At 68.3% G+C, this 15,688-nt stretch carries 15 protein-coding genes; all 15 read right to left on the reverse strand.

The window, feature by feature from the left end; genetic code table 11:
- Positions 1 to 37: 37 nt before the first annotated feature.
- Complete coding sequence (locus tag ACFE7U_RS03075) at positions 38 to 310, reverse strand: DUF2312 domain-containing protein (RefSeq protein ID WP_375408262.1); 273 nt, start codon at positions 308 to 310, stop codon at positions 38 to 40.
- 84 nt (positions 311 to 394) lie between these two features.
- Positions 395 to 940 (reverse strand): 2-oxo-4-hydroxy-4-carboxy-5-ureidoimidazoline decarboxylase, encoded by a 546-nt coding sequence (uraD, locus tag ACFE7U_RS03080; protein WP_375408263.1) that lies wholly within the window; start codon positions 938 to 940, stop codon positions 395 to 397.
- A 4-nt stretch (positions 941 to 944) separates the two neighbouring features.
- Positions 945 to 1,298 carry a hydroxyisourate hydrolase gene (gene uraH, locus ACFE7U_RS03085; protein ID WP_375408264.1) on the reverse strand — a complete coding sequence of 118 codons (354 nt, stop codon included), beginning with the start codon at positions 1,296 to 1,298 and terminating at the stop codon, positions 945 to 947.
- A gap of 32 nt (positions 1,299 to 1,330) precedes the next feature.
- Positions 1,331 to 1,825: a hydroxyisourate hydrolase gene (uraH, locus tag ACFE7U_RS03090; protein ID WP_375408265.1), complete on the reverse strand. Its 495-nt coding sequence runs from the start codon at positions 1,823 to 1,825 to the stop codon at positions 1,331 to 1,333.
- A gap of 60 nt (positions 1,826 to 1,885) precedes the next feature.
- Positions 1,886 to 2,917 carry a threonine aldolase family protein gene (locus tag ACFE7U_RS03095; protein WP_375408266.1) on the reverse strand — a complete coding sequence of 344 codons (1,032 nt, stop codon included), beginning with the start codon at positions 2,915 to 2,917 and terminating at the stop codon, positions 1,886 to 1,888.
- Positions 2,918 to 3,002: 85 nt separating this feature from the next.
- Positions 3,003 to 3,734, reverse strand: a complete 732-nt coding sequence (locus ACFE7U_RS03100; RefSeq protein WP_375408267.1) for an MIP/aquaporin family protein — start codon at positions 3,732 to 3,734, stop codon at positions 3,003 to 3,005.
- A 235-nt stretch (positions 3,735 to 3,969) separates the two neighbouring features.
- Positions 3,970 to 5,475 carry a glycerol kinase GlpK gene (gene glpK / locus ACFE7U_RS03105; RefSeq protein ID WP_375408268.1) on the reverse strand — a complete coding sequence of 502 codons (1,506 nt, stop codon included), beginning with the start codon at positions 5,473 to 5,475 and terminating at the stop codon, positions 3,970 to 3,972.
- A 71-nt stretch (positions 5,476 to 5,546) separates the two neighbouring features.
- Complete coding sequence (glpD, locus tag ACFE7U_RS03110; protein ID WP_375408269.1) at positions 5,547 to 7,055, reverse strand: glycerol-3-phosphate dehydrogenase; 1,509 nt, start codon at positions 7,053 to 7,055, stop codon at positions 5,547 to 5,549.
- A gap of 102 nt (positions 7,056 to 7,157) precedes the next feature.
- A complete protein-coding gene (locus ACFE7U_RS03115) occupies positions 7,158 to 7,955 on the reverse strand; it encodes a DeoR/GlpR family DNA-binding transcription regulator (RefSeq protein WP_375408270.1) in 798 nt (265 codons plus the stop codon).
- Positions 7,956 to 8,031: 76 nt separating this feature from the next.
- The gene (locus ACFE7U_RS03120; RefSeq protein WP_375408271.1) at positions 8,032 to 8,700 is read right to left on the reverse strand and encodes an HAD family hydrolase; all 669 of its coding nucleotides are present in this window, start codon (positions 8,698 to 8,700) and stop codon (positions 8,032 to 8,034) included.
- Positions 8,701 to 8,745: 45 nt separating this feature from the next.
- Positions 8,746 to 10,182 (reverse strand): HlyD family type I secretion periplasmic adaptor subunit, encoded by a 1,437-nt coding sequence (locus ACFE7U_RS03125; protein ID WP_375408272.1) that lies wholly within the window; start codon positions 10,180 to 10,182, stop codon positions 8,746 to 8,748.
- A 4-nt stretch (positions 10,183 to 10,186) separates the two neighbouring features.
- Positions 10,187 to 11,959 (reverse strand): type I secretion system permease/ATPase, encoded by a 1,773-nt coding sequence (locus tag ACFE7U_RS03130; RefSeq protein ID WP_375408273.1) that lies wholly within the window; start codon positions 11,957 to 11,959, stop codon positions 10,187 to 10,189.
- A gap of 496 nt (positions 11,960 to 12,455) precedes the next feature.
- Positions 12,456 to 13,073: a hypothetical protein gene (locus ACFE7U_RS03135; protein WP_375408274.1), complete on the reverse strand. Its 618-nt coding sequence runs from the start codon at positions 13,071 to 13,073 to the stop codon at positions 12,456 to 12,458.
- Positions 13,074 to 13,337: 264 nt separating this feature from the next.
- Complete coding sequence (locus ACFE7U_RS03140) at positions 13,338 to 14,318, reverse strand: NAD-dependent epimerase/dehydratase family protein (RefSeq protein WP_375408275.1); 981 nt, start codon at positions 14,316 to 14,318, stop codon at positions 13,338 to 13,340.
- A gap of 13 nt (positions 14,319 to 14,331) precedes the next feature.
- The gene (gene gmd / locus ACFE7U_RS03145) at positions 14,332 to 15,315 is read right to left on the reverse strand and encodes a GDP-mannose 4,6-dehydratase (RefSeq protein WP_375408276.1); all 984 of its coding nucleotides are present in this window, start codon (positions 15,313 to 15,315) and stop codon (positions 14,332 to 14,334) included.
- Between the last annotated feature and the right edge of the window lie 373 nt (positions 15,316 to 15,688).

Raw genomic sequence — 15,688 nt, forward strand, 5'->3', positions numbered from 1 at the left:
CCGTCTTCCGAAGCCCCGCCCGCGATGGGTCGATCGGTCAGGCGGCCTGTGCCAGCGGAGCCGGGGAGGGCGCATCCATGGCGCGGAGATAGACGTCGAGCAGGGTCTCATGCTCGTCGCGCTCGTCCTTGTCGAGCTTGCGCAGCTTCAGGATCTCCTTGAGGATCTTGACGTCGAGACCCTCGCCCTTCGCTTCGGCGAAAATCTCCTTTTTCCCTTCCATCAGCGTCTTGATCTCCTCGTCGAGCTGCTCGACGCGCTCGATGATGGACCGGATCCGATCGCCTGCGATCCCTACCGTGTCGGACATGGTGACTCCTGAGCTACCCGAAGGAGCGGCAACCTCGGTCAATCCGGTAAGCGGGAGGTTAAGACGTCGTGTCCGGAGCGACGCTCAAGGGGCGACGAGGCGATCGAGACGCATCCGTGTGATCGCCGTGATCTCGGCCAGGGCGGCCTCCGCTTCGAGCTCGGGGCTGTGGACGAGGCGCGTTTCGAATGCGGCGAGGATCTCGTCCTTGCCCCGCCCCCTCACGGCGATGATGAACGGAAACCCGAACTTGTCGCGGTAGGCGGCGTTCAGGCGGTCGAAGCGGTCGAGCTCCGCCGCAGTGAGCCGGTCGAGACCGGCGCTGCCCTGCTCGGCGGTCGAATCGCCGGTCATCCGGCGCTTGCGCGCCTCCGCTCCCGCGAGCTCCGGGTGACCGTTGAGAAAGGCCAGGCGTTCCTCCGGAGAAGCCGATCGGACAACGCCGATCATCGCGTCGTGGAGCGCCGCCACGCTCCCGAAGGGGCGCCCGGCATACGCGCGATCGGCGACCCAGGCCGCATGTTCGAAAACCCCGCCGAGGAGGGTGACGAAGGCCGCCCGGTCGAGGCCGTTCACGGTGGCCAGGTTGGGCACGGTCGCGAGGGCGACGACGGCGAGGAGGGCGGGCACGGCGTCAGCTGCCCCGATAGGTCGTGCAGCTTCCCGGCGTGCACAGCAGCGGCACGTGATAGTGCTGCTTCACGTCGAAGATCGAGAACCGGACCACGGCATTGTCGACGAAGGCCTCGTCGGTCTCCCGGCCGGAGCGTGCGCGGAAGTAGGCATCGGTGTGGAATTCGAGCTGGTACTCGCGCACCTCCGCCTCCGCCGCGGGCAGGACCGGGCCGTCCGTGCGCCCATCGGCATTGGTGATGAGGCTCTTCACCATACGCCAGCGGCCCTCCTCCTTCACCGAGAGGTCGATGCGGATGCCCGGCGCGGGACGGCCGCGGTCGGCGTCGAGGACGTGGGTGCTGATTCCGGCCAAGCGGGCCTCCTTGAATGGATCGGGAGCGGGCGTCAGCTTCCGCGATAGTAGGAATAGCCCCAGGGCGAGAACAGGATCGGCAGGTGGTAGCGCTGCGCGACGTCGCGGATGACGAAGCGGACCGGCACCAGACCGAGGAAGTTCGGCGCCGGCAGGGCGGCGCCGAGCCGGCGGAAATACTCCTCGACATGAAGCAGCAGCTCGTAGCGCCCGGCCCTGAGACCATCGTCGAGGAGGAGCGGCTCCGGCGTCCGGCCGTTGGCGGCGGTGGTGACGGTCTTCACCAGGTGGTAATCCTCGCCGTCGCGGACCGAGAGGTCGCAGACCATGCCGGCCCCGGGCGTGCCGTGGAAGTTGTCGATGGCATGCAGGGTCAGGCGCGGGCTCAAGCCCGCCTGGGACGCAGGCGCCACGGTGAGCCCCCCGGGCTTTTGAGGCTCCGTCTGCGCCAGTGCGCCGGTGGTGGCGGCCACCGTCAGGGCACCGGCCGTCGTGAGGTTTCGGCGTGTCAGGGAGGGTCGATCCACGCGGTCATCCTCGGGCAGGCGGGGCGGGGCCACGACGCTGTCAGCAAATCCCAGGCCGCGTCACGCCATCTTGCGCAGGTCCCCCACCAGCGCGTCGATCCGCGCCGGGTCCGCGTCCCACGAGAACATGAACCGGGCACCGCCGCCGATGAAGGTGTAGAAGCGCCAGCCCCTCGCCCGCAGGGCCTCGGCCAGGGGGTCGGGCAGGGCGAGGAACACCGCGTTGGCCTCGACGGGGAACAGCAGCGCGAGGCCGGGCAGGTCCGCGACCGCGTCCGCGAAGCGGCGGGCGCAGGCATTGGCGTGGGTCGCGTTGCGCAGCCAGGTGCCCCCTTCGAGAAGGCCGACCCACGGCGCGGAGAGGTAGCGCATCTTCGAAGCGAGCTGACCGGCCTGTTTGCACCGGTAGCCGAAATCCTCGGCCTGCGCGGGATCGAAGAACAGGATCGCCTCGCCGGCATGCATGCCGTTCTTGGTGCCGCCGAAGCACAGCACGTCGACGCCGGCCCGCCAGGTGATATCGGCGGGCGCGCATCCGAGACTCGCGCAGGCGTTGGCGAAGCGCGCCCCGTCCATGTGCAGGCTCAGGCCGAGTTCGCGGCAGGTCTGCGAGATCGCCCGGATCTCGGCGGGCGTGTAGACCTGTCCCGTCTCGGCGGGCTGGGTGATCGTCACCACGCGGGGTTTGGGGAAGTGGATGTCGCGGCGCCGGGTCGCGAGCGCCCGGATCGCGTCCGGCGTCAGCTTGCCGTCGGTACAGGGGGCGGTGAGGAGCTTCGAGCCGTTGGAGAAGAACTCCGGCGCGCCGCACTCGTCGGTCTCGACATGGGCCGATTCGGCGCAGATGACGCTGTGGTAGGATTGGCAGAGCGAGGCCAGGGCCAGCGAGTTCGCCGCCGTCCCGTTGAAGGCGAGGAACATCTCGCACTCGGTCTCGAACAGGGCTCGGAAGGCGGTCGCGGCGCGGGCCGTCCAGTCGTCGTCGCCGTAGGCCGGGGCGTAGCCGGCATTGGCCGCCCCCATCGCCGCCCAGGCCTCGGGGCAGATGCCGGAATAGTTGTCGCTGGCGAATTGCTGGGCGTGTTCCGTCATGTCTTCGGACGATCCTGAGCTCCGACGCGGCCTGGGCGCCGGTACAGCCTCGCATACCTCACGCCGTCGCGCAGGGTTCCGACGGTCACATCCCGAAGGCCCGCCCTGCCAGGGCCGCCAGGGCCGCTCCGATCAGCGGGCCGGCCACCGGAATCACGGCGTATCCCCAATCGGAGGAGCCCTTGCCGGCGATTGGCAGGACCGCGTGGGCGATGCGGGGTCCGAGGTCGCGGGCCGGGTTGATCGCGTAGCCCGTGGTCCCGCCGAGCGAGAGGCCGACGCCCCAGACCAGCATGCCGATGAGGTAGGGCGCCACGCCGGCCGGGATCGCGTTCGGGCTGCCCACCGTCTTCGAGACGATGGCGTTGATGACGAGGATCAGCACGAAGGTGGCGATGATCTCCGAGAACCAGTTCGCCCGGGCGTCGCGGATCGCCGGCCCGGTGCAGAAGCAGGCGAGCTTGAGGTCCTGGGCCTCGGTGGCGGCCCAGTGCGGCAGGTAATGCAGCCACACGATCGTCGCTCCGAGGAACGCGCCGAGCATCTGCGCGGGAACGTAGACCGCAACCCTGTGCCAGTCGCCGCTGCCGATGGCGGCGGCCAGCGTCACGGCGGGGTTCAGGTGGGCGTCGGGGCTGCCCGTGGCGGTGGCGGTGAAGATCCCGGCGATCACCGCGAAGGCCCAGCCGGCGGTGATGGCGATCCACCCGGCATTCTCGGCCTTGGAGCGGGCGAGCAGCGCGCCGGCCACGACGCCGTCACCGAGGATGATCAGCACCATGGTGCCGAGGAGTTCGCCCAGGAAGGGAGATTGCATGCGGAGGATTCCCGAGGATGGAAACGTTCCCCTCTCCCTTGCGGGGAGGGGTCAGGGGTGGGGTGGCGCAGACGGCACCGTGACGCTCGGTCCTGAACCACCCCCGCCTCCGGCTCCTCCCCGCACCCGAATCGGGCTTGCCCGATTTAGGCCTATGGGTGCCGATCTCGGGAAGGCCCGAGATCGGTGGGGAGGAGAGCGGCCCGTCCGAAGAGGGGATGCATCGGAGGCCGCCTCACTCGCGCGGCGCCGTCCAGTCGAACGAGCGCTCCACCGCCTTGGTCCAGGCGCTGAACAGGGTGTTGCGCTGAGCTTTCGCCATGTGCGGGTGCCAGCGGTGGTCCACGCCCCAGTTCGCGACGAGGTCGTCGGGGCTGTTCCAGTAGCCGGTGGCCAGACCCGCCGCGTAGGCCGCGCCGAGCGCCGTCGTCTCGGTCACCTTCGGGCGCACCACGGGCACGTCGAGGATGTCGGCCTGGAACTGCATGAGGAGATCGTTCCGCACCATGCCGCCGTCGGTGCGCAGCTCCTTGATCTGGATCCCGGAATCCTTCTCCATCGCTTCGAGCACCTCGCGGGTCTGGTAGGCGGTGGCCTCGAGCGCCGCGCGGGCGATGTGGCCCCTGTTGGCGTAGCGGGTGAGCCCGGCGATGACGCCCCGGGCGCTCTCCTGCCAATGCGGCGCGTAGAGGCCCGAGAAGGCCGGCACGAAATAGACGTCGCCATTGTCGCCGACGGTGCGGGCCAGCGGCTCGATCTCGTCGCTGGTGCGGATGATCCCGAGGTTGTCGCGCAGCCACTGCACCAGGGCGCCCGTGATGGCGATCGAACCCTCCAGCGCGTAGACCGCCGGCTGGCCGTCGAGCTTGTACCCCACCGTGGTGACGAGGCCGCAGGTGGAGGGCACGGGTTCGGGGCCCGTGTTCATCAGCACGAAGCAGCCGGTGCCGTAGGTGTTCTTGGCCTCGCCCGCCCTGAAGCAGGTCTGCCCGAACAGGGCCGCCTGCTGGTCGCCGAGGATGCCGGCGATAGGGATGCCGAGGAAGGGCGTGCGGGTCTCTCCGTAGACCTCGCTGGAGGAGACGATCCGCGGCAGCATCGCCCGCGGGATGCCGAAGGCCGCGAGCATGCCCTCGTCCCAGTCCAGGGTCTTCAAGGCCATGAGCTGGGTGCGGCTCGCATTGGTCACGTCGGTGACGTGCAGGCCGCCCTCGGTCCCGCCGGTGAGGTTCCAGACGAGCCAGGTGTCGATGTTGCCGAACAGCACGTCGCCGGCCTCCGCCTTGGCGCGCGCGCCCGGCACCCGGTCGAGGAGCCAGGCGAGCTTGAGGCCCGAGAAGTAGCTCGCGAGCGGCAGGCCGGTGACGGTGCGGAACCGGTCCTTGCCGCCTTCCCGTGCGAAACCCGCGACGAGGCCGTCGACGCGGGTGTCCTGCCAGACCAGCGCGTTGTGCAGGGGTTGACCGGTGCGGCGGTCCCAGATCAGCGTGGTCTCGCGCTGGTTGGTGATGCCGATCGAGACGAGATCGGAGGGCCGCAGCTCGGCCGCTTCCAGCGCCTCGCGCATGACGATCCCGGTGTTGCGCCAGATCTCGATGGGGTCGTGCTCGACATGGCCGGGCTGGGGGTAGATCTGCTCGTGCTCGCGCTGCGCCACGGAGACGATGCTGCCGCGACGGTCGAAGATGATGAAGCGCGTGCTGGTGGTGCCCTGGTCGATGGCACCCACGTACTGGGCCATGATCGTCTCCTGTCCTGGCGTTTCCCCGGCCGCCCCGGTCTTTTTCGCCGGGGGCAGCATGATGAGCGTGGCTAGGCGGCGGCCGAGCGCCGCTCGACATAGGCGGCGAGCCGGGCCCGGCCCTCGGGCGGGATGCGCAAGCCCAGCTTCGAACGCCGCCACAGGATGTCGTGCGGCTCGCGCGCCCATTCCTCGGCGACGAGATAATCGACCTCTGCCGCGGTGAGGTCGTCGCCGAAGCGCTCGCCGAGGTCGGCGAGGCTCCGGGCCGGTCCGAGGAGGCGCTCTGCCCGGGTGCCGTAGGCGCGGGCGAGGCGCCGCGCCATCGCCGGCGGCAGGAACGGCTTGCGGGCCTTGAGGTCTGCGAGGAAGCGCTCGAAATCGGCATCCCGCATGTCGCCGCCGGGCAGTTTCCCCGCGGCGGTCCAGGCCGGCTTCAGACCCGGCAGGTACCCCGCCAGCTTCTCGATGGCGTGCTCGGCCAGGCGCCGATAGGTGGTGATCTTGCCGCCGAACACGGAGAGCACCGGCAGCGCGCCGTCGCGGTCGGACACGTCGAGCACGTAGTCGCGGGTCACGGCCGAGGCGCTCTCGGCGGCGTCGTCGAAGAGCGGGCGCACCCCCGAGAAGCTCCAGACCACGTCGTCGGGGCCGATGCTCCCGGCGAAGGAGCGATTGATGCAGGCGCAGAGATAGGCCGTCTCGTCGGGCGAGATCGTCACCGGGCCGGGCTCGCTCTCGTAGGGAACGTCGGTGGTGCCGACCAGGGTGAAGTCGCGCTCGTAGGGGATCGCGAACACGATGCGCTTGTCGGGCTGCTGCAGGATGTAGGCCTGGTCGCCCTCGTAGAGCTTTCGGACGACGATGTGGCTGCCCTTGATCAGGCGCACCGCCGCGCGGCTGTCGATGCCCAGCGTCCCGCCCAGGGTCTCGCTCACCCATGGCCCGGCGGCGTTGACGACGGTCGCCGCGCGCACGGTCTCGGTGCGGCCGGTCCCGACGTCGCGGATCGCGGCGACCCAGGCGCCGCCCTCGCGCCGGGCCGACTCCACGGCGGTGCGGGTGCGGACGACTGCCCCGCGCTCGCGCGCATCCATGGCGTTAAGCACCACGAGGCGGCTGTCCTCGACCCAGCAATCCGAATAGGTGAAGCCCTTGGTCAGGCGGGGTTGCAGCGGCGCACCGAGAGCCGATGTTCGCAAGCGAACTGACCGCGAGCCCGGCAGCGTCCGCAGACGTGCGAGATGGTCGTAGAGGAACAGCCCGAGCCGCAGCATCCAGGCGGGGCGCAGGCCCTCGTCGTGGGGCAGGACGAAGCTGAGTGGCCAGATGATGTGGGGGGCCTGGGCCAGCAGGCGCTCGCGCTCGGCCAAGGCCTCGCGCACGAGGCGGAACTCGTAATACTCGAGGTAGCGCAGGCCGCCATGGATCAGCTTCGTCGACGAGGACGAGGTGAACTCGGCGAGATCCCCGCGCTCGCAAAGCAGGACCTTGAGGCCGCGGCCGGCCGCGTCACGGGCGATGCCGGTCCCATTGATCCCGCCGCCGATGACGAGCATGTCGTAGGTCGTGGCGTCCACCGTTCCTCTCCCGCGCCGGCCGCCGGTCATGCGGGATATTGCGCGCAGGGCCGGCTTTCGCAAGCGAAATAATCAACTTTCGTTCTCGCATTGCAACCAGAACTAGCGATCGCCGCAGATCTCGCACCGCACGCCGTGGCCGCGCATGAACGCAGCGAGTTCGGCCGGCGGTGCCCGGTCGGTGAAGAGGGTGTGGACCTGGGACAGGCTCCCGACCCGCATCATCGGTCGGCGTCCGAACTTCGAGTGGTCGGCCACGAGGAAGACGCGGTGGGCGTGGGCGAGCACGGTCTGCGTGGCGCGAACCTCCTCGTAGTCGAAATCGAGCAGGGTGCCCTCGGCGTCGATCCCGCTGATGCCGATCACGGCGTAGTCGACCCGGAACTGGCCGAGCGTGTCGCAGGTGAGCTGCCCGAGCACGGCGCCGTCGCGGTTGCGCACGGTGCCGCCGGCCACGATCACCCGGAAGGCCGTCTGCTGCGACAGGGCGAGTGCCACGTTGAGGTTGTTGGTGACCACGCTGAGGTCGTCGTGCCGGACGAGCTCGCGCGCCACGGCCTCGGTGGTGGTGCCGATGTTGAGGAAGACCGAGCAATGGGACGGGATCGACCCCGCCGCGAGCCGCCCGATGGCGGCCTTCTCGGCGGCGTGGGTGACCTGGCGATCGGCGTAGTCGGTGTTCTCGACGCTCGACGGGAGCCCGCCGCCGCCGCGGTAGCGCTCGAGCCGCCCCTCGGCGCTGAGTTCGTTGAGGTCGCGCCGGATGGTCTGGACGGTGACGCCGAAGGTCGCCGCCAGGGCCTCCGCGGTGGCGTAGCCGCGCTGGCGCACCGCCGCGACGATCGCGCTGCGGCGGCCCTCGACGGTCTGGATGTCGGGCTTGGGTAAGACGCGGGTCACGGCGGGGCTCCCTCGAGGCCGGCACATAACCGTCGCAGGGCCGTCGGCCGTCAAGGGAGACGAAACGGCAAGCCCGTCAGCCGGCCGCCAGCGGCGAATCCTCGTAGCGCGCGAGGAGGTCGGCTGCATCGCGATAGACCGCCATGCAGCCGGCGGCGGCGAGATCATCCTCCCCCCAGCCGCCGCAGGTCAGACCGATCGTGCGCAGGCCCGCCTTGGCCGCCCCCTGCGCATCGTAGGGGGTATCGCCCACCACCACGACGTCCCGCGGCGGCGGGCTGCCGAGGCGGTCGAGCGCCGCCTGGAAGATGTCGGGATACGGCTTGCTCCGGTCGGCGTCGTCCGACGAGGTCTCCGTCCCGATCAGGTCCTCGATGCCGGCGATCGCCTTGTAACGCTGCAGCTCGTCGCCCTTGGCCGAGGAGGCCAGAGCGATCCGGCGGCCATCGGCGAGCAGGCGCTGCATCAGCTCCCGCACCTTCGGAAAGCCGACGATCTGCGGCAGGTAGCGTTCCTTGAGGATTCCGGCACGATGGGATTCCAGCGCCTCGCCCCGCGCGGCGATCTCGTCGTGCGAGAGGAAGACCGGCAGCAACTGGTCGCCGCCCTTACCGATCTGCGCACGGATCTCCGCCAGATCGATCGCGTGCCCGAAATCGCGGAAGGCGTCCTGCCAGGCGAGGGCGTGCTGGCCGTTCGAGTCGATCAGGGTTCCGTCGACGTCGAAGATCACGGCCTTGGGCATCAGGGGCGCTCCGGGGACCGCCGGGGCGCCATCTGCCCGATCGGATCAATGTTCATTGAAGGAGCGGCCCATCGCTTCGAAGAACGGAGCGACCATGTAGTTGAGCGCCGTCCGCTCGCCCGTCGTGATGACGACCTCGGCGGGCATGCCGGCAACCAGCCGATTCTGCATCGTCTCGGGGATCTGCAGCTTGCTGATCTGTACGATGCCGAGGAAGTAGGGCTGGCGCGTCGCCTCATCGATCAGGCGGTCGCGCGAGACCGTCTCGAGATTGCCCAGGATCACCGGGATCCGCCGCGAGTGGAAAGTCGGGAACTTGATCTCGGCCGGCATACCGGCATGCACCGTCTCGAGGTCGTTGGGCGAGAACTGGACGTGCACGACGAGCGTGTCGTCGTTGGGCACGATCTCCATCAGGGCCTCGCCCGAACGGATGACCTGGCCGACGGTGTAGACCTTGAGGCTCTGCACGACGCCGGAGCGGGGCGCCCGGACCTCGAGGCGTCTGAGCACGTCCTGTGAGACCGCGAGCTTCTCGCGAAGCTCGGCGCCCTTCTGGCGCGCCTCGAGGAGCTGGCCGGCGATGTCTTCCTGCAGCTTCTGCTTGAGCTGCGTGATCTGCAGGCCCGCCTCGTTGATGCCGTTCTCGGATTTCGCCGCGTCGGCCACGGAGCGGCCGATCACGCCCTCGAGCCGGGTCCGCTCGCGTTCCATCACGAGAAGCCGGCTCATCGGGATCAGGTTCTTCTCGCGCAGCGAGCGCAGACCCACGAGCTCCTGGTTGATGAAGCCGACCTGCTGCTCGGTGGCGGCCTTCTCGACGCCGAGACCGGAGATCTCGGTGCGGAGCTGCTTGACCCTCGATTCGAGCAGGTCGATCTGGCCCGAGAGCGAGCCACGGCGTTCCTTGAGCTGGTTGGCCTGGTCGTTGATGACCCGGGCGACGAGCGGATCGGATTGCCGGGCTCGGATCTCCGGCGGCAGGTCGAGGGTGGTGGCGCCGTCCCGTTCGGCGAGCAGGCGGGCTTCCTGAATCAGCGTCGCGTCGAGCTGGCTGCGGAACAGGTCGACGCTGGCGGTCGCCTGGATGGGGTCGAGCCGCACGACGAGGTCTCCCTCCTGTACGGTCTGGCCCTCCTTGACGAGGACCTCGCGCACCATGCCGCCCTCGAAATGCTGCACGAGCTTGCGGCTGTTCTCCACCGCGATCGTTCCGGGGCTGACCACGGCGCGGTCGAGGCGCGCGACCGCGGCCCAGGCGCCCATGACACCGAAGGTGAAGAAGATCAGCGCGTAGCCCGCCGTCGCGTGGTGCTTCCAGGTCGTCAGGCGGGGAGGCGGCAGCAACAGCGCTTCCTTGGCCTGGCCCGTGTTCCCACCCTCGGTCTCGCTGCCGGGCTCGACCCCGCCCATGAGTCCCTGCCGGACCCGTGCCGTGGTGCTGGAGAGATGCGCGCGCAGCGCCGGAAGCTTGATGCTCATCGTCCTATCCTGCCGCCCGCTGACCTTCAATCCCGGCCCGACCCGAGGCCGGCGCCGCGACGAGAGGTTGCTTTTGTGCCGGCCCGGGCACGGCGCGTGGTCCCGCTACCTGTCCGAGGATCTGCTCGCGCGGCCCGTAGGCCTGCACGGTGCCGGCATTCATCACCAGAACCGTATCGACCGCGGTCAGGATGTTCACCTTGTGGGTCACGATCATGATCGTGGTGCCCATCTGCTTGAGCTCATGCACGGCCTGCATCAGGGCTTCCTCGCCGGCCGCATCGAGACTGGCGTTGGGCTCGTCGAGAACGATGAAGCTCGGGTTGCCGTACATGGCGCGGGCCAGAGCGATGCGCTGGCGCTGGCCGCCCGAAAGGGCGTGGCCGCCGGTGCCGATCTGGGTGTTGTAGCCCTCGGCCAGCCCCTGGATCAGCTCGTGGCAGCCGGCCTTCTTGGCCACCGCGATCACCGCCTCCTCGTCGATCGTGTCGAAGCGGGCGATGTTCTGCGCGACACTGCCGGCGAACAGCTCGACGTCCTGGGGCAGGTAGCCGATGTGGCGCCCGAGTGCCTGCGGATCCCAGTGCGAAAGGTCCGAGCCATCGATGCGCAGAGAGCCTCGTGCGATCGGCCACACTCCCGTGACGGCCCGGGCCAGGCTCGACTTTCCGGCCGCGCTCGGGCCGACGACGCCGACCACGGTGCCGGGTGCCAGACGGAAGCTGACGCCCTGGAGGATGGCCTGCGCCTTGCCGGGCGCGGCGACCACGATGTTCTCCGCTTCGATCTGGCCGGCGGGCCGGGGCAGATTCATGCGCTCGGGCTCGGGACCGGCAGCCTCGATGAGCTTCTGCAGGCGCGCGTAGCTTGCGCGCACCGCCGTGAAGCCCTTCCAGTTCGCGACGAGGAGCTCGATCGGGGCGAGGGCGCGACCGATAATGATCGAAGCCGCGATCATCGAGCCCGGCGAGATCTCGCGGCGAATGGCCAGATAGGCGCCGACGCCGAGGATCATCGTCTGGAGGAACATGCGCGTGAACTTCGTCGTCGCGACGATGAGGCCCGCACGGTCGCTCGCGAGCGCCTGGTAGGCGAGAACGTCGGCGTGGCGCTCGCCCCAGAGCCGGCGCAGAGCGCCGAGCATGCCCATCGCATGCAGGACCTCGGTGTTGCGCAGGGTGGCTTGCGCGTATTGGCCGGCGGCGTTCCCGGCCACGCCCGCGGCGGCGAGCTCGCGCTTCGTCACGACCTCGTTGAGAATTGTCAGGGCGAAGATGATGACGCCGCCGGTGATCGCCATCCAGCCGAACCAGGGATGCAGGACGAAGCAGGCGAGGAGGAAGACGGGAGTCCAAGGCGCGTCGCAGAACGCGATCAGGCCGCTGCCGGTGAGAAACTCGCGCACCGAATCCACGTCGCGCAGGGCGATGCCGTGTCCACCCTCGGGATTGCGCAGGTTGCCCCGGTGAACGGCCGAGAAGATCGGGGTCGCGATCTTCTCGTCGAACAGGATTCCGGCACGCACGAGCAGGCGCGAGCGCAGCATCTCGAGGAGTGCGTAGACCACGAGGGCGAAGGCGGCGATCACCGTGATGCCGATGAGCGTGGTCTCGTTGCGGCTTGCCAGCACCCGGTCGTAGACCTGAAGCATGTAGAGCGGGCTGACAAACATCAGCAGGTTGATGAAGAAGCTGAATACGATCGCCGTCACGAAGATGGGCTTCGTCGCCTTGATCCCGTCTTTCAGGACGGAAGGTCCCGCGCCCGCTCCCCGCATGTTCATCCCCCGATGTTTCTATTCGTTGATGCTACGGCACGAGCCCAAGGCGCGTGCGGACCTGAAAACCTGTACCATGCCCACCGCGCCGCCGCACGCAGGAAACATGAGAGAAGACAAAGCTTTACAGCTAAGATACCCGACTAGAAGCCGGTATCGGACTGGCCACGACGATCAAAACCAGAGCTGGAACATGGGGATGAGCGGTCTCAGACCTGCCGGAACGCAATTCTAGCCCAGTCATGAAGAGATGGCATCACCATCGAGTGATCCATGACCTCCTGCCGGTCAGGTATGGCTAAATTATGTGACGCTGTGGCGTGCCGGATACGCTATTTGCTTCGCATCGAGCCGACCAACCTCGGGCAGTGGCCGTATCGATCCCGCTCGGTCCTCGTGCGCCAGCTGTGTCGGGCGTCGCAATGCGCGGCTTCGAAAAGCCGGCCCCGCGTCTCCGGACCGGGGCGACCGTGAGATGCATCATGGAGATGAAGGCTCACTCCAGGTCGCTCTCTCGGCGCTCCTGCCGAATCTGCCTGCGCGAAGGCGACGGCGTCGTGGGCACGCAGCCGATGCAGACGAGGTTGCTGGCGCGGCGCACCTGCGCGTCGAAACGCTGGTCGCGCAGGGTCTGAGCCCGCTGCTCCACTTCGGCACGCGCCTCGACCTCCGAAAGCAAGGGAGCCGTGCCGGTATTGGCGGCAGGCGCCGCCGTGGAGGCGAGATAGGCCGCCGGGAGAGGGGCATCCCCGAGCCCGGCCGTCTTCACTGCCCCGCGGCTTGGGCCCGCCGCCTCCGAGGTGGGCGATGGCCGGCCCGCGACGACCGAACGGACTGTGCGGGCCGGCGCATCGGAGAGGTGGGTCTGCCTGCGCTCGAGCACGGCGCGCGGGTTCGTTCCGCGAGCGACCCGTGCCGGGGCGTCCACCACGTCGTCGGACACCACATCCGCCGGGAGAGGTTCGCTGAGGGTGGCGATTTGCGGCTCCTCGCGAATCGGCGCCGGTAAGGACGCGAGGCTCGGGCCGGAGCCGCGCAGCGCGGCGTAAGGCTCGGTGCCGACGCACCCCGTCAAGAACAGAAGGCCGGCGACGGTGACGAGAGGTGCTTTCACGGTGACGTTCCCTGCCCACGGTGGGCAACGGGCATCCTGCCCTAATTGAATTGACCAAATCAGACGGGTTCAGCGTAAATGTGGCGTCGGGCCGGGCGATACGCCGATTGGTAACCGCCCGTCTTCGGCGCGATCGGTTCCCTCGATCGCCGCCGCGGCGAATGGACTCGGCGTGCGGTCGGCAAAGGACGCGGGCTGGATGAACCACACCCGGGACGCGAGCGCTCGTCATCGCTCCGCGGGGTCGAACAGCGCGATGGTCGTTCAGACTTGAGCAGCGTTCCGGCGCGCGCTCGACAAGATGCTTTCGAGGGTTTGCGTCCAATCGGCTTCCGGCGCCCAGCCGATCGCGGTCCTGAGCCGCGACGCGTCGCCCAGGGCGAGCGGGATCTCGGACGGGCGCATCCTGTCGGCGGCCACGCGCGTCTCGAACGATGCCCGTGACAGGGCGGCCAGATCGGCGAGCACGCTCGCGATCGAGCGCGGCTGGCCGGATGCGATGTTGAAGACCGTGCCGCTCCGGATCTCATCCGCTCGCTCGATCAGCCCGACATAGGCCCGCACGACGTCGCCGATCGGCAGGAAGTCGCGCTCGGCCGCGAGGTTTCCGACCTCCAGCACCGGCGGTGCGAGGCCGGCCTCGATCCGGGCGATCTGTCCCGCGAAGGACGGGACCACGAAGCGCTCGTCCTGCCCTGGCCCGATATGGTTGAACGGACGCAGGATCACGAGGCGGATGCCGGACTTGCCGGGGCCGGACTTGCCCAGCACGTCGGCGAGGATCTGCTCGCCGAACCACTTCGATCGCGCATAGCTTCCGAGCGGCACCGGCTCGACATCCTCCGCTACGGCGACGCCGCCGAGGAAGGCTCGGCCGTAGACCTCGCCGGAGCTGGCGAAGAAGACGTTCGATCCCGGCGCGGACCGCATCAGGGCCTCGGCGAGGTTGAGGAGGCCGACGATGTTGGCGCGCCACGTTTCCGCCGGCGCGTCGGCCGATTGCTGGACCGAGGCCATGGCCGCGAGGTGCAGCACGTCGGTCGGCTTGTAGTCCGCCACGAAGGCCGAGAGTTCGTCCCCCCCGAGAAGGTCGATCTGCCGGAACGTCACGCCGTCCGGCAGCTTGTCCGGAAGGCCGCGCCCGATCCCGACGATGCGGTCGGAGGGATCCGCCGCATCGGCAAGCGCCGACAGGGCGTGCCGGCCGACGAAGCCGGCGGCGCCCGTGACGAGGATGCGCTTCACGCGGCCTCGCGGCTCACGATTTCGCGCCGAGACGCTTGAGATCGGCCTCGACCATCTCCTGGATCATCGTCTCGAGCGAGATCTCGGCCTTCCAGCCGAAGGCCTTCTCGGCCTTGGCCGGATTGCCGAGCAGGACCTCGACCTCGGCCGGACGGAAGAGCTTCTCGTCGATGATGAGATGACTGTCCGAGGACAGGCCGACATGGCGGAAGGCGATCTCGCACATGTCGCGCACCGTGGTGGTACGGCCGGTGGCGATCACGAAATCGTCCGGCGCATCCTGCTGGAGCATCATCCACATCGCACGGACGTAGTCCTTGGCATGGCCCCAGTCGCGCTTGGCGTCGATGTTGCCGAGCCGCAGTTCCTTGGCGAGGCCGAGTTTGATCCGGGCGACGCCGTCGGTGACCTTCCGTGTCACGAACTCGACACCGCGGAGCGGCGATTCGTGATTGAAGAGGATGCCGTTCGAGGCATGCAGCTTGAAGCTCTCGCGGTAGTTGATCGTCATCCAGTGCGCATAGAGCTTGGCGACACCGTAGGGCGAGCGCGGGTAGAACGGCGTCGCCTCGCTCTGCACCTGCTCCTGAATCAGGCCGAACATCTCGGAGGAGGAGGCTTGGTAGTAGCGTGCATCGGGCTTCAGCGTCCGCACGCATTCGAGCAGGTTCACGGCGCCGAGGCCCGTGATCTGCCCCGTGAGGATCGGCTGCTGCCACGAGGCGGTGACGAAGGACTGGGCCGCGAGGTTGTAGACCTCGTCGGGCTGAACCTCCTGCACGATGCGGGCGAGGCTCGACAGGTCGAGCAGGTTGCCGTCATGCAGCACGACGTCGTCGTTGATCCCCAGCCACTTCAGGCGATGGTCGAAGACGCCGGCATGGCTGGAGCGGCGCACCACGCCGTGAACGACGTAGCCCTTGGCCAGGAGAAGCTGTGCCAGATAGGCCCCATCCTGCCCGGTGATCCCGGTGATCAGCGCACTTTTTTTGCTCATGCTACGATATTCATCCTGCTTAATTGTGAAACGCTTTATAAATGATGACTCCGGAAGTCAAGCGCGGCTTTTGGGTATGCTATTCAATATAGTTTTTTATCTAACAAATATTGATTCGAGGCGCGACCGCCGGTTTTCGTCGAGAAATGAACGAAGCGAGCAATGATCATTGCGCCATAACGTCAGAAGGATCCAGAAAATTCGTGATCTGGAACGACTCGTCGTGCGGTGCTTCGGGTTGCTGGCAAGACCCTGCGGCGGGCGGAAAGACCCCGATCGCTGAGTGGCGAGGCGCTTCAGCATGCTGGCCACAGGAATTCCGCACGTCCCGGTTTGCTGCATCTCCAGCTCATTGACATCTTGGGGCTTGGAC

This window comes from uncultured Methylobacterium sp. (assembly GCF_964251405.1).
Taxonomy (GTDB): domain Bacteria; phylum Pseudomonadota; class Alphaproteobacteria; order Rhizobiales; family Beijerinckiaceae; genus Methylobacterium.

Bases quoted from the DNA above. Each gene is read 5' to 3' on its own strand.
- ACFE7U_RS03125 (WP_375408272.1), bottom strand. From the start codon at position 10,182: ATGAGCATCAAGCTTCCGGCGCTGCGCGCGCATCTCTCCAGCACCACG.
- glpK (WP_375408268.1), bottom strand. From the start codon at position 5,475: ATGGCCCAGTACGTGGGTGCCATCGACCAGGGCACCACCAGCACGCGC.
- ACFE7U_RS03100 (WP_375408267.1), bottom strand. From the start codon at position 3,734: ATGCAATCTCCCTTCCTGGGCGAACTCCTCGGCACCATGGTGCTGATC.
- ACFE7U_RS03130 (WP_375408273.1), bottom strand. From the start codon at position 11,959: ATGCGGGGAGCGGGCGCGGGACCTTCCGTCCTGAAAGACGGGATCAAG.
- ACFE7U_RS03095 (WP_375408266.1), bottom strand. From the start codon at position 2,917: ATGACGGAACACGCCCAGCAATTCGCCAGCGACAACTATTCCGGCATC.
- gmd (WP_375408276.1), bottom strand. From the start codon at position 15,315: ATGAGCAAAAAAAGTGCGCTGATCACCGGGATCACCGGGCAGGATGGG.
- ACFE7U_RS03120 (WP_375408271.1), bottom strand. From the start codon at position 8,700: ATGCCCAAGGCCGTGATCTTCGACGTCGACGGAACCCTGATCGACTCG.
- ACFE7U_RS03075 (WP_375408262.1), bottom strand. From the start codon at position 310: ATGTCCGACACGGTAGGGATCGCAGGCGATCGGATCCGGTCCATCATC.